The following is a 24,150-nucleotide window of genomic DNA, read 5'->3' on the forward strand; positions in this document are numbered from 1 at the left end:
TGGTGCAGCGCGCATGTGCTGCACTGGCCCTCATCACCCTGGTGTCCGTCGCACAGGCCGCGACGGGCGCCTACGAGGCCGCCCTGCCGGACGATCTGGCCACCGCGCGCGACCTGTGCGCGCGCGTGCCTTGCCATGAGGTCTTCCCCGGCGCCCGGAGCTTTTCCGAGCGCATGGGGCAACCGCCTTATGTCGAGGCTTATGGTGATGCCGTGGCAGGCAAGAAGACGCTGTTGGGCTACGTGATGCTGTCCACCGACATCACGGACACCCCAGCCTATTCAGGCAAGCCCGTGGTCACCTTGATCGGCATGGATGTGCAGGGGCGCTATGTGGGCGTGAAGGTGCTCAAGCACTCCGAGCCCATCCTCCTGCTGGGCATCCCTGAATCGGCGCTGATCAAGTTCAACAAGCAGTACATGGGCAAGTCCGTCAAGGACAAGATCGAGGTCGGCCCCTCTCGACCTGAAGAAGGCGTGCTGGGTGTCGATGCCATCTCGGGCGCCACCGTCACCGTCATCGCCCAGAACCAGGTGATGCGGCTTTCGGGGGCGACTGTGGCCAGGCAGGTGGGCATCCTACCGCCCGACGTGCGCCCCGCGGCGCGTTTTCGCAGCGGGGGCCAACGCTGGTCATGGCCAGAGCTGGTCAAGATGGGTGCAGTGCAGCGCCTGCTGGTCCAGCCTGAACAGGTCGGGCTGGAACGTGGCCCACAACCTTTCATCGAATTGTGGTTCGGTGACCTGAACCACCCGGACCTGGGTGCCAGCCTGTTGGGCAACGACGGCTGGGCCAGCCTGCACGCGCAACTCAAGGAAGGTGAACAAGCCTTCTTTGTCATCCGCACCGCGGGCGACGAATCCTTCAAGGGCTCGGGCTTTGTGCGCGGCGGCATCTATGACCGCGTCCAGATCAAGCAAGGCCCCGATGCCTACACCTTCCGCGATCTGGACTACCTCAACCTCTATGGCCTGCAGGCCCAAGGCGCGCCTGAGTACAACGAGTCGGCCATTTTCATCGTGCGGGCCAAAGGCTTCTCGGCCGCCTACCCCTGGAAGCTGAGCTTCCTGGGCAACCGGGTGGACCGCGCCACCGGTACCCGCAGCTTTGCCAACTTCGACGCACGCTACTGGCTGCCCGCCGCCTTGCTGGAAGGTGGCCGCCCCGAAGTCACCGAAGACGAAGCACCATGGCAACGCGTGTGGCGCACCCGCGCCCTGCCCATCGGCTTGTTTGTGGCCCTGCTCCTGGCCGTGACCATCGTGTACGCACTGCGTGAACGGCTCACCCGCCTGTCCACCCACAAAAACAAGTGGCCCGTCAACGCCTTCAAGTACAGCGCATGGGCCTTGAGCATCGCCTTCGTGGGCTTTGGCGTCATGGCCCAGCCCAGCATCACGCAGGTGCTCACCTGGTTCCATTCGGTGCTGTTCCAGTGGACCTGGTCGCTGTTCCTGTCCGACCCCTTCATCTTCGTCTTCTGGGTCTTCATCATCCTGACCGTGTTCCTGTTTGGACGCGGCTTGTTCTGCGGCTGGCTGTGCCCCTTCGGCTCCCTGTCGGAAGCGCTCTACAAGATCGGCGGCAGGCTGGGCCTCAAGCGCTGGCAAGGGCACCTGCCGCGCGCCGTGCACGACCGCCTCAAGTGGCTGAAGTACGCCATCTTCTTTGGCCTGCTGGCGGTGTCCATGTTCTCCATGGGCCTGGCCGAAATGCTGGCCGAGGTCGAGCCCTTCAAGACCACCTTCCTGGTGGGCATCCCCAACCGGGCCTGGCCTTATGGCCTGTTTGCCTGCACGCTGCTGGGCCTGTCGATCTTCATCGAGCGCCCGTATTGCAAGTACATCTGCCCATTGGGTGCGGCCTTGGCCATGCCCAGCACCTTCCGCTGGTTCGGCCTGCGCCGCAAGCAGGACTGCAACAAGTGCAAGGCCTGTGCGGTGGGCTGCGGCTCCCTGGCCATTGACGCGCATGGCCGCATCGACCACCGTGAGTGCCTGCACTGCCTCGATTGCATGGTGCTCTACACCGACCAGACCGGCTGCCCGCCGCTGGCCAAGGAGCGCAAGCGCCGCGAACGCGATGGCCTGTTGATCACGCCGATTGGCCGCGACGGCTACTACATCCCCATCCAGCCCGTGCCGATGCCGATGCCGACTCAGGCGAAGGCCACCCACGCCGCGCCCGGCCCCGATCCCCGCTGGCCAACTGATGCAGTGGCACCTGCGCACCTGGCCGGCGCCACGGGCCTGAGCTGGCTGCTGCTGGAGGTACGCGATCACCTCTGGCCCTGGAGCACCGAGGGCTGGCGCAGCCAACGTGCCCTGCAGATGGCCGGCTTGTCTCTGGCGGTGGCCGTGAGCGTGGCCTGGGTGCTGGCGGCCACAGGGCGCCTGCCTTCTGGCGCCGTCATCGGCTGGTGGTTTGGCTGGAGCGTCTATGAAGTCCTGATCCGCATGAGTGGCCGCCGCTACGTCAAGGACGGCCCCTGGTGGCAAGGTCAATACCGCGAAGCCAGCTGGATGGACATGCTCAGCTATGTCGGCTTCAAGAACCTGCTGATTGGTGCAACGCTGTTCCTGGTGCTCAAGGCACTGGGCTGGCTGGGGTGAGATCATGCCCAGCACCGGTCACTTACGCACCCGACATCCATCCTGCCTGACCCTGATCGAGCGCCTGGTAGGGCTGGCCTGTGCCGCCTGCCTGGGGTGCATGCCGCTGCACGCGCAGGCCGCCACCTGGCATGTGCATGCCGGCCAGGCGATCCAGGACGCCATCAACCAGGCCCAGCCCGGCGACGTCATCGAGATCGACAAGGCCGTGTACAAAGGCCTCTTGCGGATCGACCGTCCGCTGACACTCAGAGGCCTGCAGCGGCCCACCATCAGCGGCGAGTTGCGGGGTGACAGCATCCGAGTGGCGGCGCCTGACGTCACCATCGAAGGCCTGATCGTGCGGGACTCCGGCAGCAGCCTGAAGGCCCAGCATGCCGGCATCTACATCCAGCCCGGTTCGCACCGCGCCATCGTGCGGCACTGCGACCTCACCTACAACCTCTTTGGCTTGTGGATCGAGAAGGCCAATGACGTGCACATCGAGCACAACACCATCACCGGCAAGCGGGACCTGAACTCGGCCCAACGCGGCAACGGGATCCAGCTCTACAACACCGACGGCGCACGCATCCTGAACAACAACATCAGCTTCGTGCGCGATGCCTTGTACATCGATGTCTCGCACCACGCCGAGTTCAAAGGCAACCGCCTGCACCACAGCCGTTATGGCAGCCACTACATGAACTCCTACTACAACCTGTGGGAGGGCAATGACAGCTATCACAACCGCGGCGGGCTGGCCCTGATGGAAGTGCGCGACCAGACCGTGCGCGGCAACCGCACCTGGGGCAACAGCGACCACGGCATCATGCTGCGCACCCTGCAGGATTCGGTCATCGAGCACAACATCGTGGCCGACAACGAGCGTGGCCTCTTCATCTACGACGTCGAGTACACCCAGATCATCGGCAACCTCGTGATCGGCAACCGCACGGGCGTGCACCTGTCTGCCGGCTCCACGCGCAATGTGGTGCAAGGCAATGACTTCATCGGCAACCGCGAACAGGTCCGCTACGTGGGCTCGCGTGACGAGCCCTGGGGCCCCGGCCCGAACGATGCCGCCAAGCTGGGCAACCACTGGAGCAACTACCTGGGCTGGGACCGCGATGGCGACGGCATCGGCGATGTGCCCTATGAAGCCAATGACCTGGTGGACCGCCTGCAATGGCGCTACCCCAGCATGAAGCTGCTGCTGGGCAGCCCCGCCGTGGCCGCCCTGCGCCTGCTGGGGCAGCAGTTCCCCGTGTTGCGCGCGCCCAGCGTGGTGGACCCCAGCCCGCGCATGCAACCCACCCATACCGACTGGAGCCACTGGCTTGAACACCCCTGACCCCATTTCCTTGCGCCAGGTGTGCAAGCACTATGGTGCCGTGCGTGCCGTCGATGGCGTCGACCTTGATGTGCAACGCGGCGAGCTGTTCGGCCTGATCGGCCACAACGGCGCGGGCAAGAGCACGCTGTTCAAGATGATGCTGGGCCTGATCGCGCCCACATCGGGCGAGCTGCGTGTGGCCGGCAGCCCGGTGCATGGTGCGGCCTTTCGCGCAGCCCGCCGCCGCATCGGCTACCTGCCTGAGAACCTGGTGCTGTACGACAACCTCAGCGGCCTGGAAACGCTGCGCTTCTTTGCCCGCCTGAAAGGCGCCGCCTTGAGCCAGTGCGCCACCTTGCTGGAACGCGTGGGGCTGAGTGCCGCAGGCCAGCGCCCCGTGCGTGAATATTCCAAGGGCATGCGCCAGCGCCTGGGCTTTGCCCAAGCCCTGCTGGGCGAGCCGCAACTGCTGTTCCTCGATGAGCCCACCACCGGCCTGGACCCGGCCGCCACCCGCGACTTCTACGCCGTGCTGGGTGAGCTGCGCGCGCAGGGCGTCACCATGGTGATCACCTCCCACATCCTGGCCGAACTGCAAGCCCGGGTGGACCGCCTCGCCGTCATGGCCAATGGGCGCGTGCTCGCCTGTGGCAGCGTGGACGAGCTGCGTGATCAAAGCCATCTGCCCTTGACCATCACGGTGTGTGTGCCCGCCAGCCTCGCCCCAGCCGTACAAGCCAGCCTGTCAACCCTGGCGAGCGTTCAAACCAGCCCGCATGAAGAAGGCCTGACCCGCGCTGCCCGCGCGCGCTCAAGATGGCCATGCTGCACGCCCTGGCCACACAGGACGAGGCCATCAGCGACATCCAGATCGCCGAGCCCACGCTGGAAGACCTCTTCTTCGGCCTGAGGAGCACCCCATGAGCCTGCACACCTGCCTCATCGAATGGCGCCAGGTTCGCACCTTGGCCCACAAGGAGTTCAGCGACCGGCTGCGCAACCGCTGGGTACTGGTCGTGGCCCTGGTCTTCACCATCGCCTCGCTGCTCATCACCTACTTCGGTGGCGCCGCGCAAGGGCGCGTGGGCCCAGGCTCCATCGAGCTCACCATTGCCAGCCTGGTCAGCCTGGTCATCTACCTCGTCCCCTTGATCGCCTTGTTGCTGGGCTTTGATGCCATCGTGGGCGAACGCGAGCGGGGCTCGCTGGATTTGCTGCTGGCCTTGCCCATCACACGGCAGGAATTGCTGCTGGGCAAGTACCTCGGGCTGGCCATGGCCTTGAGCCTGTCGACGCTGGCTGGCTTTGCGCTGGTCGGCCTGTTGATGGCGCAACAGTTCGGCTGGGCGGGGCTCTACCACTACGCCGGCTTCGTCCTCAGCGCCTGGATGCTGGGCCTGTGCTTCCTGAGCCTGGCGGTGTGGCTGTCCGTGCTGGCGCGCGACCGCACACGCGCCTCGGGCCTGGCCATCGCGCTGTGGTTCGGCTTCGTGCTGGTCTTTGACCTCTTGCTGCTGGGCGTGCTGGTGGCCAGTGGCGGCCAGCTTGGCGGCGACGCCCTGCCCTGGCTGCTGCTGTGCAACCCGGCCGACATCTTTCGCATCCTCAATGTGTTTTCGCTGGACGACATGCGCAGCCTCTACGGCCTGACCAGCATCGTGCCGCCTGCCCTGGCCAATCCCTGGCTGCTGGGCGGCGCCATGCTGGGCTGGATGCTGCTGCCGCTGGGTCTGGCCTCCTGGAGATTCCGACCATGATCCCTCGCCGCCACTTCCTCCTGTTTGCTGGCACCGCCGCCTTGCTGAGCGCCTGCGGCCGCGAAGCCGAAGCGCCGCCCACGCCTGCCGAGATCGAGGCCGGCGCCACCTGCGACCTCGACGGCATGTTGCTGTCGGACTACCCCGGCCCCAAGGCCCAGCTCCACTACCGGGGCGACAAGCAGCCCCACTGGTTCTGCGACACCGTGGAGATGTTCGCCACCCTGCTCAAGCCCGAGCAAGCCCGCCCCATCCAGGCCGTGTTCGTGCAGGACATGGCGCAAGCCGATTGGGACCAACCGCGTGGCCACTGGTTTGACGCCCGCAGTGGTTTCTACGTGCGCGGCAGCACACGCCCCGGCTCCATGGGCCCGACCTTCGCCAGCTTCCGCAGCCAGGCTGACGCGCAAGCCTTCGCCAAGCTGCATGGCGGACAAGTCCTGCGCTTTGCCGAGGTCACCCCCGAGATGGCCGACCTCAGCGGCGGCGCCCACCACGACGGCAGGATGTGATGCGCTCCTTCGGCTGGTGGCTGCGTTGGGTGGGCGGTGCGGCCCTGACCCTGGGCTGTGCCGCCTTGCTGATGGCTGCCGCGCGCCCCACCGGCATGGCACCGCAAGAGCAAGCCGCACGGCAGACGCAACCCCAACCGCCGTTGCAGGCAGAGGTCTGCCGCACCATTGCCGCCCACCCGTATGACCCGGCTTCGGGCTTGCCCATGCAGGCCGCGCGCCCCGTGCCCGATCAAGCCCGCTGTCCGGTATGCGGCATGTTCCCGGCGCGCTTCCCGCGCTGGGCCGCCCAGCTCATCTTTGACGATGGCGACGCCTACTTCTTCGACTCACCCCTGAGCCTGCTGCTCTACCTGCAGGACGTACCCCGCTATAGCAAAGGCCGCAGCCTGGCTCACGTCACCGCCAGTTATGTGCAGGACTTCCAAACCGGCCAATGGCTACCCTTGGCCCACGCCTGGTTCGTCCATGCCTCGGACGCCAAGGGCCCGATGCGGGCCGGCAACCTGCCGCCTTTCGCCACGCAGGATCAAGCTCTGGCTTTTGCGCAGGCCCATGGCGGCGCGGTGTGGTCGGCCGCGCAACTGCAGCAGGCGCTGCCCGACAGCCTGTTGAGGCAAGCACCCCATCGGCACACCAGTCTTTGACTATCTTTACGCTTGCAACAACACGCAAGTCTTCCCCTGATTCACACGCGGCGCGCCCACCTGCACACGCAGGCCGCAACCATTTGAAGGGCCAGAAGCATCTCCTTACCCAAGCCCCTGCAACGAGGCCGACACTGCGCTCCCGTCAGCAAGGAACCCAGTTCTAAGGAGCAGCAAGATGAACGACGTTCGCCCTGTGATTTACGCCGGCCACGACTCCGTGATCGTGCGCCTGCCCGTTGGCCTGCGCCTGGTGCGCGCCATCATTTCCCGCGAGGCCCTGGAGACCCGCTTTCAGGCCGGGCACAACCGGCAGGACTGGGTCGACACCTACCTGGCCAATGCCAGCCAGATCGAAGCCGTGGTGCAGGACAAGATTGCCAAGGCCTGCCCGGAGCCCATCGTCGTGTCCAAATACGACTTCTGATCAGGCCCCGCACCGCCAAGGGCTCAGGGCCGCGCCACCACGGGATTGGGCACCGCATTCGGCACCTCATACAGGCGCCCCGAGTGCGACATCAGGTACAGGCTGGCTGGGTCAAAGCCCTGCCCGGCCCGCCCAAGCACCGGCGCACTGGGCAAGCTCAGCCCGCTCGCCAGACGGCACAGTGCGCCCCCCGGCGAAGCCCGCCAGACCTCACCACTGAAATACGCCACCACATACAGATTGCCCTGCTCATCGATGTCCAGGCCATCCAGACCGGCCAGGGCGCGTTGCACCGGCACCTTGGCAAAGGTGCTCACGGCACCGTCCGGCAAGCTCACCGCCTTGATGCCGGCCGCAGAAACTGGTTGACGAACAAGGTCCGACCGTCCTTGCTCAGCGCCAGGCCGTTGCTGTTGAGGCTCAGCCATTTGCGCTGGACCGTGCCATTGGGCAGGACACGGTCCAGGCTGGTGGCCAGGTCGTCAGACGCGTAATAACTGCCGTCCGCCCCCCGCACCAGGCCATTGGCCATGGACAGCCCTTTGATGACCGGCGTCACCTTGCCCGTTTGCAGATCCACCTGCGCGATGCCTGCGGCACCGGCGGAAGGGAACAAGCCACCCAGGCCATTGCCCGTGCCCACCATGACGCTTTGCTCATCGTTCACCACGATGCCGCCTGGCGTGCTGAGGCCCGAGGCCACCTGCACGGGCACCGCCGCCAGGCTGTCCTTGCGCAACAGGGTGCCCTTCAGGTTGGCGGCCATCACCAGCTTGCCCGAGGGCAAGAACGCCGCCGATTCGATCGCGCCCAGGCCTTCGTGCAGCACCCGCACGGCCCCCACGCCCGCGCAATCGGGCATGCCGGGGTCAGCGGCATGCGCGCCCCCCGCGAACATCAAGGCAGCCAGAACAAGGGGTCGACAACGCAGTTTCATGAAGGGTCTCCTCGGTATGCACCGCCTGATTGGCGTTAAGTGATATTCAAATCACATATGCATGCTACCCAGGTCACCACGCTCATGGCCAAGGGGTTTTCACCAAGCGTTATCCGACCAACGTGTTGGCGCAGTGGGCATTCAAGCCCTGGCCATCACCTGCGCCGAATAGGCCTCTGACGCCATCACCGGGTCGCCGGTGCGTTCATAGGCCTTCAGCCAGGTGTCGTAGTGGCCCATCTCGGTGTGCTGCCAGGGGTGGAAGCCCGGCTTGTAGTACGAGAGGTAGTAGCCCAGTGCCGGCAGGAAGACGCCACCGGGTTTGTACAACCACCATGCGCCCTTGAGCAGCATCTTCGCGCGCTGGAAGAAGCCGAAGCCATCATCCTTGAGCAGGCGGTTGACCATGAACCAGTTGCCAATCGGGTACTCGATGCTGAAATAGATCAGCCCGGCAATGCGCGTGAAGTAGTTGGCCTTGGCCACCTTGGTCAGCACATCGAAACACACCGCCTTGTGCTCCACCTCTTCGATCGAGTGCCAGGTGTAGACCGCCCGCATGCGCGGGTCGAAGGGCTCGATGATGTCGGGGCGCTCCATGAAGGTCGTGCACATCATCGCCGTCATGTGCTCGGCCGCGGCCGTGTACGACAGGTTGAAGGCCTTGGACCAGCTTGACAGCTGCCACTTGAACTTGCTGTCCAGAAACCGCTGCGTCCAGCCCACGTTCAGGCCCTGACCTTCCAGCATGGCGTTGAACTCGGTGTGCACCATGCCGTGCTGCGCTTCCTGGCGCGTGAAGTCCTTGACCTCCTGCAGCAGGTGCGGATCCTGGATCTGGTCGCGGTAGGCGCGCACCGTGCTGATGAAGTAGCGCTCGCCGATCGGAAAGGTCAAGGACATCGCGTCAAAAAAACGGGTCTTGAACGGGTCCCCCCCGTTCCAGAAGCGGGGGATGCCGCCGCCCAACTGAAAGTCGAGCTTTTCGCGTGGCTGGATCGGGCGGACTTGTGTGTCGTGCGTCATGGGCTTGTCTCCTCGGTAGATCGCAGGGCCGATTGCATACAGCCTGGCTTGATCCGTGCCGCCAAAGCTGTGCCCGATTGGCCAAACCTGCACGCTGACGCATTGGGTTCCCCGCGGCATATCAAGCTCGCCGAGGGCTTGATGTGGGTCATATCTGACAGATCCGGACGCCTCATCCGCACCGCGCAAATCCTCAGCATGACGACAACCCCGGCTGATATGCTGGCGCGCATGGGAAAGCCTGCGCGTCAAGACGGGGCGTCATCGCTCACACCTTCCATTGCCAGCGACTCGTTCAAGCTGCTGCTCAGCAGCGGCTGTTTGCTGGCGGGTGTCACGCATGTGGCGTTTGGCGTGCTGTTCTACCAGGCCAAGGTGCTGGCCATGGCGCAGGTCAACGTCGCCAGCGTGCTGACCTACCTCCTGGCCGCCCTGCTGCTGCGCCACAACAAGGTGGCCCTGGCCATGTTCATGATGATCGCCGAGGTGGCCGCCCATGCCATCCTGGCCGTGATCACCGTGGGCTGGGAAAGCGGCTTTCACTACTACCTGCTCATCGTCATCCCGGTGTTCCTGGCCAACCAGCTCAACAAGTGGCCCTTCAAGATCGGCTTTGCCACCTTGATCGCCGGCGCCTATGTGGCCCTGGACTGGTACTGGCGCAAGGCCGATCCCGCCTACCAGATGGACCTGGGCACACTGGCCTACCTGCACCGCTTCAACCTGGTCACCACCATCGCCATCCTCAGCGGCCTGACCGTGCTGTACGTGCACCTCATCACCCAGGCTGAAGAACGCCTGCACGAGCTGGCCACCACCGACAGCCTCACCGGCCTGATGAACCGCCGCAGCATGCTGGCTTCGCTGGTCCATGAACAGGCCGTTCGCCAACGCCAGCCCCATGACACCTGCGTGCTGCTGGTGGACATCGACCACTTCAAGAAGCTCAACGACACCTTTGGCCACAACATGGGCGACTGGGCCTTGAAAGCCGTGGCCGACGTGCTGGAAGCGGGCGTGCGCGAGATGGATTTCGTGGCCCGCTGGGGCGGCGAAGAGTTCCTGATCGTGCTGCCCTTCGCCAATAAGAACGTCGCCTTGCCGGTGGCCGAACGCCTGCGGCAAGCCATTGCCGACCTGCGCTTCCCGTCCAAAGACCACGCCCTGCGCGTGAGTGCCACGCTGGGCCTGGCCGAGTTGCGTGCCGACGAAGCGGTCGACCAGGCCATCCAGCGCGCCGACGCCGCGCTCTACAAAGGCAAAGACGCCGGCCGCAACCAGGTCGTGGTCGGCTGAGCCCGCCCAGGGCAGAACCACGGGCTTCCCCTGCCCCTCACATCGGGTAACAAACAGGGTCTGTCCTCCCCCTCTCAAGCGGGAGGGAAAGCAAAATACGCGGGTCTCATAATGCCCTGCATTCAAAAATACCAGGGTTCACATGTCTTCCTCACTCGCCCACGAAGGGGCGGATACCCCCATTCCGCCCACGCCCGACACCGCTCGGCCGCCCCAACCCTGGCGCGCCCTGTGTCTGCTGGCACGCCTGCACCACATCGCCGCCGACCCTGAATCCCTGGTGCACACGCGCGGCCTGAGTCCCAGCGTGCCCGCCACCGACGACGAGCTGCTGGGCGCCGCCAAGGAACTGGGCCTCAAGGCCAAGATCAGCCGCACGGCCGCTGACCGCCTGTCGCTGGCCCCCCTGCCCGCCCTGGCCCGCCTGCGTGATGCGGAAGGCAGCACCCGCTGGGTCCTGCTGGCCCAGTGCGACGGCCAACGTGTGCTGTTCCAGGACCCGAACGCCGAAGGCGGCGGGCGCCCCACCATCGAGCCCATCGAGGTCTTCCTCCAGCAGTGGGCGCCATCGGGCACAGGCGAGCTGCTGCTGGCCACCAGCCGCGCCAGCCTGGCCGGTGCGCTGGCCAAGTTCGATTTCACCTGGTTCATCCCCAGCATCGTCAAGTACCGCAAGCTGCTGGGCGAGGTGCTGATGGTCTCGCTCTTTCTGCAGATCTTCGCGCTCATCAGCCCGCTGTTCTTCCAGGTCGTGATGGACAAGGTGCTGGTGCACCGCGGCCTGACCACGCTCGATGTGCTGGTCGTCGGCCTGACCGTGGTCGTGGTGTTCGAGAGCCTGCTCACCGGCTTGCGCGCCTATGTGTTCAGCCACACCACCAGCCGCATGGACGTGGAGCTGGGCGCGCGCCTGTTCAGGCACCTGGTGCAACTGCCCCTGGCCTACTTCCAGGCCCGCCGCGTGGGCGACTCGGTGGCCCGCGTGCGCGAGCTGGAGAACATCCGCAGCTTCCTCACCGGCCAGGCGCTCACGCTGGTGCTGGACGTGGTCTTCTCGGTGCTCTTCATCGGCGTGATGCTGCTCTACAGCGTGCCGCTCACCCTCATCGTGCTGGTCAGCCTGCCGCTGTACGCCGTGCTGATCCTGAGCGTGGTGCCCGTGCTGCGCGGGCGCCTCAATGAGAAGTTCGCGCGTGGTGCCGAGAACCAGGCCATGCTGGTCGAGACCATCACCGGCATCCAGACGGTCAAGGCCAATGCCCTGGAGCCGGCCATGGCCCGCCGCTGGGACAACCAACTCGCCGCCTACGTGTCCGCCAGCTTCAAGACGCAGACCCTGGCCACCTGGGCCAACGAAGGCATCAACCTCATCGGCAAGCTCATCAATGCCGCCACGCTGTGGTTCGGCGCCAAGCTGGTGATGGACCATGAGCTGTCGGTCGGCCAGTTCGTGGCCTTCAACATGTTTGCCGGGCGCGTCTCCCAACCCATCATGCGCATGGCCCAGATGTGGACCGAGTTCCAGCAGACCGGTATCGCCATGGAGCGCCTGGGCGACATCCTCAACACCCGCACCGAAGTGCCCCCCAGCACCGCCGCGCAACTGCCGCCCATCAAGGGCCGCATCACGCTGGACAAGGTCACCTTCCGCTACCGCCCCGAGGCCGCCCCGGTGCTGCACGACGTGGGCTTTGACATCCGCCCCGGCGAGGTCATCGGCATCGTGGGCCGATCGGGCTCGGGCAAGAGCACGCTGACCAAGCTCGTGCAACGCCTGTACACGCCCGAGCAAGGGCGCGTGCTGATCGATGGCATCGACATCAGCCTGGTGGACGCCGCCCAGTTGCGCCGCCAGATCGGCGTCGTGCTGCAGGACAACTTCCTGTTCAACCGCAGCGTGCGCGAGAACATCGCCATTGCCGACCCGGCCGCCCCGCTGGAGGCCGTGATGCACGCGGCCCGCCTGGCCGGTGCGCACGACTTCATCAGCGAGCTGCCCGAGGGCTACGACACCATCGTGGGCGAACAAGGCTCGTCGCTGTCAGGCGGCCAGCGCCAGCGCGTGGCCATTGCGCGCGCCCTGTTCACCAACCCGCGCGTGCTGATCTTTGACGAAGCCACCTCGGCGCTCGACTACGAATCCGAAGCCATCATCCAGCGCAACATGGCGTCCATCTGCAAGGGCCGCACCGTGATCATCATTGCCCACCGCCTGAGCGCCGTGCGCCACGCGCACCGCATCGTCGCGATGGAGCGCGGGCGCATCGTCGAGGCCGGCCCGCATGACGAGCTCGTGCAGCGCCCCAAAGGCCTGTACGCCTATTTGTGGCGCATGCAACAAGGCAACAACCCGCTGGATGGGCCGGCCGCTGGCCACCCCCACTTGCCCCCCGTTGGCGACACCCTTCAAGGCCGTGCCCCTGACCGCAAGCCTGACGCGGAGGGCCAGCCATGAACCGCACCTCCACGATGCACAGCGCCAACGAGGCGCCTGCCCACCCAGCTCCAGCCAAGCCCGGCCACCCCTTGGCCGACCTGCTGCGCCACTACAAGGCCGTGTTCCAGGCCGCCTGGCAGCACCGCCACGAGCTGGCCGGCCCCGCCCGCCTGGCCGACGAAGCCGCCTTCCTGCCTGCGGCCTTGAGCCTGCAAGCCACCCCGCCTCACCCTGCGCCTCGGCGCGCCATCTGGGCCATCTGCAGCCTGCTGGTCATCGCCATCGTGTGGGCCTGCTTCGGCCAGGTCGACATCGTGGCCGTGGCACCGGGCCGCATCGTCGTGAGCGACGGCACCAAGCTCATCCAGCCGCTGGAAGCCAGCGTGGTCAAAGCCATCCATGTGCAAGACGGGGACAAGGTCAAGGCCGGCCAGCTCCTGATCGAGCTCGACCCCACCACCGCTGCCGCTGACAACAGCCGTGTCACGCAAGAACGCGCGGGCGCCCTGTCTGAAGCCTGGCGCACGCAAGCCTTGCTCGACGCGTTGGACAAGCACCACAAGAAGCCAGGCAAGGCCCCTGAGTTGCCGCCCGAGGCCACCCGCGAGGGCAGCGAGTTGAGCGCCACCGAGCTGCGCCTGACGCGCAACCAGCTGGATGCCGAATGGCAGAACATCCAGGCCCAGCAGGCCAAGCTGCAAGCCGACATCGACACCAAGAAGGCCGACCTGGAGACCGTGCGCGAGCAGGTCGCCAAGCTCAAGGCCACCTTGCCCATGGCGCAAAAGCGCGAAGAGGATTTCAGCAAGCTGGCCAAGGAAGGTTTCGTGGCCCAGCACGCCGGCGAGGACCGCACCCGTGCCCGCGTCGAAATGGAGCAGGACCTGGCTGCCTACCGCGCCCGCCGCGAAGAGACCAAGGCCGAGATCACCCAGGCCGAGCAGACCTTGCTCGCCTTCAAAGCCGACACGCTCAAGACCTTGAACGAGCGCCATGCCAAGGCCGACCTGCAAGCGCGCCAGCTGGTGGCCGAAGGCGCCAAAGCCAGCCAGCGCGAGAAGCTCACCACGCTCAAGGCCCCGGTGGACGGCACCGTGCAGCAGCTCGCCATCCACACCACGGGCGGTGTGGTCACGCCCGCGCAGGTGCTGCTGGTGGTCGTGCCCGAGCAGGCCCATGTCACGGCCGACGTCACCCTGGAGAACAAGGACGTGGGCTTCGTGAACCTGGGGCAAGAGGCCGAGATCAAGCTGGAGACCTTCCCCTACACGCGCTACGGCACCGTGCCCGCCAAGGTCACCACCATCACGGCCGATGCCGTCATGCAAGAGCCCAACAAGGCCCAGCAAGACCGTGAAGGCAAGGAGGCCCCGCCCCCTGGTGGGGCCGTCTTCCCCGCTACCTTGACCCTGGCGCAAAACACCATCAACGTGGACGGCAAACCCATCCGCCTGACACCCGGCATGAACGTGACCGCCGAGATCAAGACCGGCAAGCGCCGCGTGATCGAGTACCTGCTCAGCCCGGTGCAGAGTTATGCCAAGGAAAGTTTGCGGGAGCGTTGACCAGCATGAGCAGTCCGGTCCGCCAGCGCATCCTCCTCATCCACCAGAACTTCCCCGGCCAGTTCCGCCGCATCGGCCACACCTGGGCGCAGCAACCCGGCTGGGAGGTGATCGGGCTGGGGCGGCGCACGGCGCCAGGCATGAGCTCGGTGCGCTGGATTCCTTATGACCTGGCGCGCCAGCCGCACAAACAGCAGCACCCGTATCTGCGGCAGATGGAAGACGCCGTGCTGCACGGGCAGGCGGCAGCGCGTGTGCTGCTCAAGCTCAAGCAGCAGGGCTACAAGCCCGACGCCATCCTGGCCCATCCGGGCTGGGGTGAGACGCTGTATGTGCGGGACATCTTCCCCGACACGCGCCTGATCCATTTCTGCGAGTGGTACTACGGCACGCCGGATAGCGATGTGGGCTTCGACCCGGAGTTCCCCGCCACCTTCGACACCGTGGCCAAGCTGCGCACCTGGAACGCGCTGCACACGCTGAACCTGGCCAACTGCGATGTGGGCGTGAGCCCCACGCAGTGGCAGCGCAGCCGCCACCCCTCGCTCTACCTGCCCAAGATCCACCTGGCGCACGAAGGCATCGACACCGAGCTGTTGCGCCCCGATCCCCATGCGCAGCTGACCCTGCCGAGCGGCCACACCGTCAAGGCGGGGGACCCGGTGATCACCTATGTGGCGCGCAACCTGGAGCCCTACCGGGGTTTTCACACCTTCATGCGCATGCTGGAGAAGGTGCAGAAGGCGCACCCGCGTTGCCACACCATCATCGTGGGGGGCGACGACGTCAGCTATGGCCAGAAGCCCACGGACGCGCCCAACTGGCGCGAGAAGATGCAACGCGAAGTGCAACTGGACGCCACGCGCACGCACTTCATGGGCAAGCTGCCATATGACCAATACCGCAGGGTGCTGCAGGTATCGGCCGCGCACGTCTACCTGACCTACCCCTTCGTGCTGTCGTGGTCCATGCTGGAGGCCATGGCCTCAGGGTGCCTGGTGATCGGCTCACGCACAGGGCCGGTGCAGGAAGTGATCACCGACCGCGAGAACGGCCTGCTGGTGGACTTCTTCAACACCGCCGAGATGGCCGACCGCGTGGTCGAGGCGCTGGACAACCAGGCCGCCATGCGCCCGCTGCGTGAGGCAGCGCAGCGTTGTGCGCGCGAAGGCTACAGCCTCGTGGAAGGCGAAAAAGCCTTCAGGCGCTTGCTGACGCCCGACGGCGGCGCGTGACACCGATCAAGCCAAGGCCACCCAGCAGCATCATGCTCAGCGTGCCCGCTTCGGGCACGGCGGTCGGTGTGCCAATGAGGTCAAAGCTCAGGAAGTAGTCATTGACGTTCACATTGCCGGTCTTGAACTCCATGCAAGACAGCGACGAGCACAGCACATCGGTTGTAGATGGATAGGCCCAACGCGCGCCATCAAGCTGGGTGGAAAACATCCAGGGGAATTCACCGTCCGAGCCATACACGCGACCGGACTCATCAAGCGTGCTCACACCCGATACACCAGGCCCGACATTCACCGCGCCGGCCTGTGTCAGCCCCAACACGGCTGTTTCCTTGATCTTGCCAGCAACGGCCACGGGTGCGTTGACGCTCCAGGTCGGCACCACGCCCGTGCGGCGAGCTGTGTAAGAGAACTGTCCATAAGCCGTGGCGAACTGGGCATCGCCAGCAGGTTTGCCTTGCGAGGCGATGTCCACGCCGATGGCCCACTTGCCCAGATCGGCCGAAACGACGCCCCAACTGTTACCCAATGGGTCCACGATGTTGTCAACCGTCTTGGGCAACACCGAGAGGTTGAAATTCAAGGCCTGCGAGGTCACGCTCACCGGCTGGCCATTCGCCGCGCTGAACACCACCGCCGCGCTCAAGGGCCCGGTCAGCGAGCAAGACACATCGGTGCAAGCCCAGTTCAAGGCCGACTCGCGCAATTGCACCTGGCCAAAGCCTGCCGGCAGCAAGGCATCGTCATAACTGACTTGCAAATACTGACCCTCCAGGGTCTGCATGGTGGCGTGGGCAGAGCCCGCAGTCAGACCCAGCACAGCCGACACGGCCAGCACAACACGACGATGGCGCAACAACATGAATCTCTCCCTGATGAACCTGATCCGCCCGGGCTCACGACACAAGCCGGGCGCTTATTGGCAACATTATCCGGGGCAACCCGCGCCTTGAGCACCCCGCCAACAAGGGGCGAGACCATGAAACGACACCCAGTTCTGCGCCCATAAAACAAAACCGGACACAAGGTCCGGTTTTGCGGGGTGAGCGCGATCCTTTCGGATCACAGCCAGGCGGTCACTCCACCGCCTTGACCATGTCTTCCACGACCTTCTTGGCGTCGCCAAAGACCATCATGGTCTTGTCCATGTAGAACAGCTCGTTGTCCAGGCCGGCGTAACCGGAAGCCATGGAGCGCTTGTTCACGATGACGGTCTTGGCCTTGTAGGCTTCCAGGATGGGCATGCCGTAGATCGGGCTGCCCTTGGTGTGCGCGGCGGGGTTCACCACGTCGTTGGCACCCAGGATGATGGCCACGTCGGCCTGGCCGAATTCGCCGTTGATGTCTTCCATTTCGAAGACCTGGTCATACGGCACTTCGGCTTCGGCCAGCAGCACGTTCATGTGACCCGGCATGCGGCCGGCCACCGGGTGGATAGCGTACTTGACGGTGATGCCCTTCTCGGTGAGCTTGGCAGCCAGTTCCTTGACGGCGTGCTGGGCGCGGGCCACAGCCAGGCCGTAACCGGGCACGATGACCACGGTTTCGGCGTTGCCCAGGATGAAGGCGGCGTCGTCGGCCGAGCCACTCTTCACAGGGCGCTGCTGCTGCGCGCCACCGGCAGCGGCGCCACCAGCCTCACCACCAAAGCCACCCAGGATCACGTTGAAGAACGAGCGGTTCATGGCCTTGCACATGATGTAGCTCAGGATCGCGCCCGAACTGCCCACCAGCGAGCCGGCAATGATCAGCATGGAGTTGTTCAGCGAGAAGCCGATACCGGCCGCCGCCCAGCCCGAGTAGCTGTTGAGCATCGACACCACCACGGGCATGTCTGCGCCGCCGATGGGGATGATGATCAACACACCCAGCACAAAGGCCAGCGCGATCAGGGCGACGAACACGTCCATGCGCTGCGTGGCCATGAAGGTGCCGATCAGGCCGATCAGGGCCAGGCCCAGCACCAGGTTCAGCATGTGCTGGCCAGCGAAGTTGACAGGTGCGCCCTGGAACAGGCGGAACTTGTACTTGCCCGACAGCTTGCCGAAGGCAATGACCGAGCCCGAGAAGGTGATGGCACCGATGGCCGCGCCCAGCGACAGCTCCAGACGGTTGCCCACCGGGATCTGCGCGATGACGTCACCGATCGGCTTGGCCACGATCTGGAAGGCATACGGCTCGGCCACCACGGCCACGGCGATGAACACCGCGGCCAGGCCGATCATGCTGTGCATGAAGGCGACCAGCTCGGGCATCTTGGTCATCTCGACGCGCTTGGCCATGATGGCGCCGGCACCGCCGCCCACCACCAGGGCGCCCAGCACATAGGCCAGGCCCGTGCCGAAATCAATGCCCAGGGAAGCGGCTTGCCCGTGGATCAGGCCCACGGTGGTCAGCACGGCGATGGTCATGCCGGTCATGCCGAAGAAGTTGCCACGGATGGACGTGGTCGGGTGGCTCAAACCTTTGAGCGCCTGGATGAAACACACCGAGGCGAACAGGTAGAGCAAAGCGATCAGGTTCATGCTCATTTACTTGGCTCCTGCTTTCTTTTCCTTCTTCTTGAACATCTCCAGCATGCGTCGCGTGACGAGGAAACCGCCGAACACGTTCACCGCCGCCAGGGCCACGGCGAGCAGGCCCATGGTCTTGCCCAACGGCGTCACGGTCAGCGCGGCAGCCAGCATGGCGCCCACGATGACGATGGCGGACACGGCATTGGTCACGGCCATCAAGGGGGTGTGCAGAGCGGGGGTCACCGTCCAGACCACGTGGTAGCCAACATAGATGGCCAGCACGAAGATGCTCAGGTTGATGACGACGTGGCTGACGGGCTCTAAAGCTTCCATCGTGGTCTCCAGAAATTAAGAAATCGGTCTGTCGGGTGATCAGTCGAACTTGCGGATCTCTTTGATCGCATTGCGCTCGTCGAGCAGCACGACCTTGGGCTTGTAGCTGGCCACTTCTTCCTCGTTCATCGGCGCGTAGGTGCAGATGATCAGCAGGTCGCCCACATGGGCGCGACGGGCCGCGGCGCCATTGAGCGAGATCGTGCCGGTGCCACGCGGCGCCTTGATGATGTAGGTGGCAAAGCGCTCGCCGTTGTTGACGTTGTAGAGCTCGATGTACTCGAACTCCTTCATGTCAGCGGCGTCCATCAGGTCTTCATCGATGCCACAGGAGCCTTCGTAGTCCAGGATGGCTTCGGTGACGGTGGCGCGGTGCAGCTTCGCGCGCAGCATATTGCGTTGCATGGCTTTCTCCTCAGGGCTCACTGACGCGCGCTTCACGCGCGCAGCAGCTGGCCGTCACGACACATCAGGCAAGCCTTGACGATGTCGTCTTCCAGATCGACGTTGAACTGGCCTTCCTTGTTGAAGACCAGTTTCAGGAAGTCGATCACGTTGCGGGCGTACAGGGCAGACGCGTCAGCGGCCACCAGCGCGGGCAGGTTGGTTTCGCCCACCAGCGTCACGCCGTGCTTGACCACGGTCTTGTTGGCTTCGGTCAAGGGGCAGTTGCCGCCTTGGGCCGCGGCCAGGTCGACGATGACGGAGCCAGGCTTCATGGCCTTGACCATGTCCTCGGTGACCAGCACGGGGGCCGCGCGCCCAGGGATCAGGGCCGTGGTGATGACGATGTCCGCAGCGGCCACTTTCTTGGCCACTTCGGTCTTCTGGCGGTCCAGCCACGACTGCGGCATCGGGCGGGCGTAACCACCCACGCCTTCAGCGGCTTCTTTTTCTTCGGCGGTCTCGTAGGGCACGTCGATGAACTTGGCACCCAGCGACTCGACCTGCTCCTTCACGGAGGGGCGCACGTCGGACGCTTCAATCACGGCGCCCAGGCGCTTGGCGGTGGCAATGGCCTGCAGACCAGCCACACCCACGCCCAGGATCACCACGCGGGCGGCCTTGACGGTGCCAGCTGCGGTCATCAGCATGGGGAAGATGCGCTGGTACTTGTCAGCGGCGATCATCACGGCCTTGTAGCCAGCCAGGTTGGCCTGCGAAGACAGCACGTCCATGCTCTGGGCACGGGTGGTGCGTGGCGCGGCTTCCAGGGCGAAGGCGGTCAGCTTGGCGTCGGTCATGGCCTGCAAGCCGTCCTTGTCGAACGGGTTGAGCATGCCGATCAGCACGGCGCCGGGCTTCATCTGGGCACGTTCATCGGCCTGGGGGGCACGCACCTTGAGCACCATGTCGGCGCCCAGGGCGCCCGCGGCGTCGGTGATCTCTGCACCAGCGGCCACATAGGCGTCATCGGTCACGCTGGCGGCGATGCCGGCGCCAGACTGCACACGCAAGGTGTGGCCTTGAGCCTTCAATTTCTTGACGGTCTCCGGGGTCACGGCCACGCGGGTTTCGCCCGCGAGGGTCTCCATGGGAATGCCTATCAGCATCCGAGTCTCCTACACATGTGGATGATGCAGCCGCAGTACGCTTGAAAGTGCGCGGCCGGCGTGAACTTTGCCTAACCCACCAGCATACACAAAGTTCACGTCTTTCCTAGGGTTTTAACCGACCAAGCGGACGTTTAGGCCTGTCCGGAACACCAAAACCCCTCAATTTGATGCCTTGCGTTGTCAAATTTGCCCGCCTGGAGCCGGATTGCCCTCCCCCGGGTATCCCACGAGGGCGTTTGGTCATGCATGTGACAAAACATTAGCGGATAATGCCGGGCTCATGAAGACCGCCGATATGCTCCTCGAGCCCGCGCCACAACCTGAGGCTCTCCACGCACCCAAAGTGCGCTGGAAACCCAACGTCACTGTCGCTGCGCTGATCGAGCGTGACGGGCGTTTTTTGCTGGTCGAGGAACAAACCTCGGACGGTCTGCTGCTGAACAACCCGGCGGGCCACCTGGACCCCGGCGAGTCGCCCATCCAGGGCGTGATCCGCGAAACCCTGGAAGAAACCGCCTGCGCTTTCCAGCCTGAAGGTTTCCTGGGCATGTTCATGTCGCGCTTTCGGCGCACCCGCACCGGTGAAGACATCACCTACCTGCGCCTGGCCTTCTTTGGCTCGGTGGGCGAGGCTGACCCCGACCTGGAGCTGGACGAAGGCATCGTGCGCGCCGTGTGGATGACGGCCGACGAGATCCGCGCCTGCCCCGAGCGCCACCGCAGCCCCCTGGTCCTGGAGTGCCTGGAGGCCTACCTGGCCGGCGAGCGCTACCCCCTGTCCATCCTGACCGTGCACGAAAGCGTGTTCTCGGCCCCGGCCTATAACCGTGCGTCCTGAGCGCCGCGCATCCTGATTTTTGGATCGATACCGATATGTCTCAACGCCAACGCGTGGTCGTGGGCCTCAGTGGCGGCGTTGATTCGGCCGTGACGGCCTGGCTGCTCAAGCAACAGGGCCACGAGGTCATCGGCATCTTCATGAAGAACTGGGAAGATGACGACGACAGCGAGTACTGCTCGTCACGTCAGGACTTTCTGGATGCCGCCTCGGTGGCCGATGTGATCGGCATCGAGATCGAGCATGTGAACTTCGCGGCCAACTACAAGGACCGCGTCTTCGCCGAGTTCCTGCGCGAGTACCAGGCCGGCCGCACGCCCAACCCCGACGTGCTGTGCAACGCCGAGATCAAGTTCAAGGCCTTCCTGGACCACGCCATGCGCCTGGGGGCCGAGAAGATCGCCACGGGCCATTACGCCCGCGTGCGCGCGGTGGCCGATGCCGCTTATGAGAACGGCCAGCGCTTCGAGTTGTTGAAAGGCCTGGACCCGCTGAAGGACCAGAGCTACTTCCTGCACCGCCTGAACCAGGCGCAGCTGAGCAAGACCATGTTCCCCGTGGGCGAGTTGCCCAAGACGGAGGTGCGCCGCATCGCCGCCGAGATCAAGCTGCCCAATGCCAAGAAGAAGGACTCGACCGGCATCTGCTTCATCGGCGAGCGCCCTTTCCGCGAGTTCCTCAACCGCTACCTGGCCAACGAGCCCGGCCCCATCAAGGACGACCGCGGCCGCAAGCTCGGCGAGCACGTGGGCCTGAGCTTTTACACCCTGGGCCAGCGCAAGGGCATCGGCATTGGTGGCGTCAAGGAAAAGGGCGCACCCCGCGGTGGTGGCGAGCACGACCCCTGGTTCGTGGCCCGCAAGGACATGGCCAGCAACACCCTGTATGTGGTGCAAGGCCACGACCACCCCTGGCTGCAACAACACACCCTGGTGGCCGATGACCTGAGCTGGGTCGATGGCAAGGGGCCCGCCGTGGGCCAGGCCGGCGTGGGCGCCAAGACGCGCTACCGCCAGGCCGATGCCCCGTGCGCGGTGCAAGCAGTGGATGCGCAGACCATCAGCCTGCGCTTCCCGGATGCGCAATGGGCCGTGACCCCCGGCCAATCGGCCGTGCTGTATCAGGGCGACGTGTGCCTGGGTGGTGGCGTGATCGCCAGCGCCGAATGAACGAGCGCCCCTCAACGGCGCCCCAGCGCGACACGGGCAACCACGTCCCCATCGTCATCCTCGACACCAACGCCCTGCTGGACTGGCGGGTGTTCAAGGACCCGGCCGCCCAGCCCATTGCCCAAGCCATCCTGGCCGGGCGCCTGCGCTGGCTGGCTTGCCCCTCGATGGAGCAGGAATGGCACCAGGTCTGGCCGCGCAGCTACCTCAAGGCCTGGTTGCCCGACCCGATGCGGACGCTGACGGTGTTCCAGCACGCTCAGTTCGTGGACGAGCCCCCGCGTGGGCCCTACCGCTGCAAGGACCCGGATGACCAGGTCTTCATCGACCTGGCTTTGCATGTGGGCGCGAGCTGGCTGTTCAGCAAGGATGCGGCGTTGCTCAAGCTGGCGCGGCGTGCCCGGCCGCATGGCTTGCAGATCATGAGCTTGCAGACCTTTATGGGCGCTCAGTTGACCTTGGACGCGCCCTGTACGGCGGGCGGCGCTTCAGCCGCTGCCAACACACCCAGCGCCTGAGCCACCCGCTCGATCACCGGCGCCCATTGGCCCGCATGTGGCCCGCTGGCGTCCTGCCTGAACAGGCGCATCACGCCGGGGTACCAGGGCGAGTCGGTGCGCTGGTTCAGCCAGCGCCAGTCGGTCTTGTAGTCACTCAGGAGCACCCACACGGGCTTGCCCAGCGCCCCCGCCACGTGGACCATGGACGTGTCCACGCCGATGAGCAAGTCCAGGTTAGCCACCACAGCCGCGGTCTGAGCGAAGTCGCCCAATGGTTCGGCCAGCACTTCCAGTGGCTGGCCGGCCGGCGGGTGCAAGGCGGCTTCGCTGCCTGCGCCACTTTGCAGGCTGAAGAAGCGCACACCCGGCACACGCCACAGCGGCGCCAGCGCAGCCAGTGAAGGCAAGGAGCGCTGCGCGTCGTTTTCATGCAGGGGGTTGCCGCGCCAGACCAGGCCCACGCGCAAAGCGCCATCTGCCCCGCGCGCCATGCCTTGTGCGGCGCGGCGGGCAGCCCATTGCGGGTCAGCCTGCAGATAGGGCAAGCCGGCCGGGACGGCGTCCACCGTGCTGCCGCACAAAAAGGGCAGGCTCATCAAGGGGGCCCAGCAGTCCCACTGGGTTGGCGCAAAGGCCTCGTCAAACGCGATGTAGCGGTCCAGCCCTTCGGCCGTTGACAACCAGGTCTTCAAGGCCGGGTGCCCCCAGATGGCCACGCGGCTGGCGCCCATGGCCTTGAGCAGGGGCACATAACGCACCATGTGGACCAGGTCGCCATGCGCGGCATCGGTGGCGATCAGCAGGGAGCGGCCCACCAGGCTGTCGCCGCTCCAGCGGGTCAGGCCCAGCTTGCCTTGCAGCACGGACGGGAAGTCGCGCCCTTCATTGCACAGGAAGCCTTCTGCCCAGCGCCCTTGCCGCATCCACAGGTAGCCCAGGTTGAAGCGGGCCTTGTCGTAGCCCGGGTCCAGGCGCAGGGCCTGGACCAGGCAGGCCTGGGCGTCGTCCTCACGGCGCATGCAGGTGAGCATGGCGCCCAGGTTGGACCACACTGCGGGGTCGTCCGGGCGCAAGGCAATGGCCCGCCGGTAGCTGGCTTCGGCCGCGTCGAACTGCTGGCGCTGTGCCTGCAAGGTGGCCAGGTTCAGGTGCGCCGCATACAAGGTGGCGTCGCAGCGCACCGCCTTCTGGTAGCAGGCCGCGGCCTCGTCCATCAGGCCATCGTCTTCCAGCAGCAGGCCCAGGTTGGACCAGGCTTCGGCCAGATCCGGCTGGAGCACCAAGGCGCGCCGAAAGCTCATCTGGGCGGCACGCTGATCGCCATCGGCTTGTTGCTGCACGCCCAGCAGGAAAGCCGACTGTGCCTGGCCGATGCGGTCATCGGTCAGCGCAGCAGGGCGGCTCAAGGTGGGCGTGGCGAGTGTCATCTCGGGTTGACCAGGCTGGAGAGAAAGGCGCGGCAGTCTGCTTGA

22 protein-coding genes and 1 pseudogene are annotated in these 24,150 nt (G+C 65.3%); 14 read left to right on the forward strand and 9 right to left on the reverse strand.

What is annotated here, in order from left to right; translation table 11 throughout:
* The first annotated feature begins 23 nt into the window (after positions 1-23).
* The 7 genes and pseudogenes from HY019_RS21315 (at position 24) to HY019_RS21345 (ending at position 7,270) form a co-directional block, all read left to right on the forward strand.
* Positions 24-2,612 carry a NosR/NirI family protein gene (locus tag HY019_RS21315; protein ID WP_290696048.1) on the forward strand — a complete coding sequence of 863 codons (2,589 nt, stop codon included), beginning with the start codon at positions 24-26 and terminating at the stop codon, positions 2,610-2,612.
* Positions 2,613-2,712: 100 nt separating this feature from the next.
* Entirely contained in the window at positions 2,713-3,945 is a 1,233-nt protein-coding gene (locus HY019_RS21320) for a nitrous oxide reductase family maturation protein NosD (RefSeq protein ID WP_290696050.1), read from the forward strand.
* Positions 3,932-4,851: pseudogene (locus HY019_RS21325) on the forward strand (ABC transporter ATP-binding protein). Before HY019_RS21320 ends, HY019_RS21325 begins: the two are co-directional and overlap by 14 nt.
* A complete protein-coding gene (locus tag HY019_RS21330) occupies positions 4,848-5,684 on the forward strand; it encodes an ABC transporter permease subunit (RefSeq protein WP_290695995.1) in 837 nt (278 codons plus the stop codon). The pseudogene HY019_RS21325 and the gene HY019_RS21330 overlap by 4 nt, the downstream one beginning before the upstream one ends.
* Positions 5,681-6,196, forward strand: a complete 516-nt coding sequence (locus tag HY019_RS21335; protein WP_290695997.1) for a nitrous oxide reductase accessory protein NosL — start codon at positions 5,681-5,683, stop codon at positions 6,194-6,196. Before HY019_RS21330 ends, HY019_RS21335 begins: the two co-directional genes overlap by 4 nt.
* Positions 6,196-6,843 (forward strand): nitrous oxide reductase accessory protein NosL, encoded by a 648-nt coding sequence (locus HY019_RS21340; protein WP_290695998.1) that lies wholly within the window; start codon positions 6,196-6,198, stop codon positions 6,841-6,843. The genes HY019_RS21335 and HY019_RS21340 overlap by 1 nt, the downstream gene beginning before the upstream one ends.
* 178 nt (positions 6,844-7,021) lie before the next feature.
* Positions 7,022-7,270, forward strand: a complete 249-nt coding sequence (locus HY019_RS21345; RefSeq protein WP_035037097.1) for a DUF1488 family protein — start codon at positions 7,022-7,024, stop codon at positions 7,268-7,270.
* Between the two features lie 23 nt (positions 7,271-7,293).
* Here the strand turns inward: HY019_RS21345 and HY019_RS21350 are convergent, their stop codons facing one another.
* The 3 genes from HY019_RS21350 to HY019_RS21360 all read right to left on the reverse strand — a co-directional run bounded on the left by HY019_RS21350 (position 7,294) and on the right by HY019_RS21360 (position 9,233).
* Positions 7,294-7,587, reverse strand: a complete 294-nt coding sequence (locus HY019_RS21350; protein ID WP_290695999.1) for a hypothetical protein — start codon at positions 7,585-7,587, stop codon at positions 7,294-7,296.
* Positions 7,588-7,604: 17 nt separating this feature from the next.
* A complete protein-coding gene (locus tag HY019_RS21355) occupies positions 7,605-8,207 on the reverse strand; it encodes a hypothetical protein (RefSeq protein ID WP_290696000.1) in 603 nt (200 codons plus the stop codon).
* Positions 8,208-8,348: 141 nt separating this feature from the next.
* Positions 8,349-9,233, reverse strand: a complete 885-nt coding sequence (locus HY019_RS21360) for a metal-dependent hydrolase (RefSeq protein ID WP_290696002.1) — start codon at positions 9,231-9,233, stop codon at positions 8,349-8,351.
* Positions 9,234-9,464: 231 nt separating this feature from the next.
* Here HY019_RS21360 and HY019_RS21365 point away from each other — a divergent pair, with 231 nt between their 5' ends.
* The 4 genes from HY019_RS21365 (at position 9,465) to HY019_RS21380 (ending at position 15,766) form a co-directional block, all read left to right on the forward strand.
* Positions 9,465-10,529: a diguanylate cyclase gene (locus tag HY019_RS21365; RefSeq protein WP_290696004.1), complete on the forward strand. Its 1,065-nt coding sequence runs from the start codon at positions 9,465-9,467 to the stop codon at positions 10,527-10,529.
* Between the two features lie 142 nt (positions 10,530-10,671).
* Positions 10,672-12,984, forward strand: a complete 2,313-nt coding sequence (locus HY019_RS21370; protein ID WP_290696006.1) for a type I secretion system permease/ATPase — start codon at positions 10,672-10,674, stop codon at positions 12,982-12,984.
* On the forward strand, positions 12,981-14,531 hold the full coding sequence (locus HY019_RS21375) for an HlyD family type I secretion periplasmic adaptor subunit (protein ID WP_290696008.1): 1,551 nt from the start codon (positions 12,981-12,983) through the stop codon (positions 14,529-14,531). The genes HY019_RS21370 and HY019_RS21375 overlap by 4 nt, the downstream gene beginning before the upstream one ends.
* 5 nt (positions 14,532-14,536) lie before the next feature.
* Positions 14,537-15,766: a glycosyltransferase family 4 protein gene (locus HY019_RS21380; protein ID WP_290696010.1), complete on the forward strand. Its 1,230-nt coding sequence runs from the start codon at positions 14,537-14,539 to the stop codon at positions 15,764-15,766.
* Here HY019_RS21380 and HY019_RS21385 read toward each other — a convergent pair.
* The 5 genes from HY019_RS21385 to HY019_RS21405 form a co-directional block, all read right to left on the reverse strand.
* Positions 15,732-16,628, reverse strand: a complete 897-nt coding sequence (locus tag HY019_RS21385) for a PEP-CTERM sorting domain-containing protein (protein ID WP_290696011.1) — start codon at positions 16,626-16,628, stop codon at positions 15,732-15,734. The two genes, HY019_RS21380 and HY019_RS21385, sit on opposite strands and share 35 nt — an antisense overlap.
* 214 nt (positions 16,629-16,842) lie before the next feature.
* Positions 16,843-18,297 (reverse strand): NAD(P)(+) transhydrogenase (Re/Si-specific) subunit beta, encoded by a 1,455-nt coding sequence (locus HY019_RS21390; RefSeq protein ID WP_290696012.1) that lies wholly within the window; start codon positions 18,295-18,297, stop codon positions 16,843-16,845.
* Complete coding sequence (locus HY019_RS21395) at positions 18,298-18,615, reverse strand: NAD(P) transhydrogenase subunit alpha (protein ID WP_290696014.1); 318 nt, start codon at positions 18,613-18,615, stop codon at positions 18,298-18,300.
* Positions 18,616-18,654: 39 nt separating this feature from the next.
* Entirely contained in the window at positions 18,655-19,020 is a 366-nt protein-coding gene (panD, locus tag HY019_RS21400) for an aspartate 1-decarboxylase (protein WP_035037116.1), read from the reverse strand.
* A 32-nt stretch (positions 19,021-19,052) separates the two neighbouring features.
* The gene (locus HY019_RS21405) at positions 19,053-20,168 is read right to left on the reverse strand and encodes a Re/Si-specific NAD(P)(+) transhydrogenase subunit alpha (RefSeq protein ID WP_290696016.1); all 1,116 of its coding nucleotides are present in this window, start codon (positions 20,166-20,168) and stop codon (positions 19,053-19,055) included.
* A 298-nt stretch (positions 20,169-20,466) separates the two neighbouring features.
* On the opposite strand from HY019_RS21405, the gene HY019_RS21410 reads away from it, so the two are divergent.
* The 3 genes from HY019_RS21410 to HY019_RS21420 are packed head-to-tail and all read left to right on the forward strand — an operon-like array spanning position 20,467 to position 22,696.
* On the forward strand, positions 20,467-21,009 hold the full coding sequence (locus HY019_RS21410) for an NUDIX hydrolase (RefSeq protein WP_290696052.1): 543 nt from the start codon (positions 20,467-20,469) through the stop codon (positions 21,007-21,009).
* Positions 21,010-21,044: 35 nt separating this feature from the next.
* Positions 21,045-22,178: a tRNA 2-thiouridine(34) synthase MnmA gene (mnmA, locus tag HY019_RS21415; RefSeq protein WP_290696018.1), complete on the forward strand. Its 1,134-nt coding sequence runs from the start codon at positions 21,045-21,047 to the stop codon at positions 22,176-22,178.
* Complete coding sequence (locus tag HY019_RS21420) at positions 22,175-22,696, forward strand: PIN domain-containing protein (protein WP_290696020.1); 522 nt, start codon at positions 22,175-22,177, stop codon at positions 22,694-22,696. The genes mnmA and HY019_RS21420 overlap by 4 nt, the downstream gene beginning before the upstream one ends.
* On the opposite strand, the gene HY019_RS21425 is transcribed toward HY019_RS21420, so the two are convergent.
* Complete coding sequence (locus tag HY019_RS21425; RefSeq protein ID WP_290696022.1) at positions 22,627-24,105, reverse strand: tetratricopeptide repeat-containing glycosyltransferase family protein; 1,479 nt, start codon at positions 24,103-24,105, stop codon at positions 22,627-22,629. The genes HY019_RS21420 and HY019_RS21425 overlap by 70 nt on opposite strands.
* Positions 24,106-24,150: the final 45 nt, after the last annotated feature.

The sequence above is a fragment of the Aquabacterium sp. genome (assembly GCF_016195855.1).
In the GTDB taxonomy this organism is placed as follows: domain Bacteria; phylum Pseudomonadota; class Gammaproteobacteria; order Burkholderiales; family Burkholderiaceae_C; genus Aquabacterium.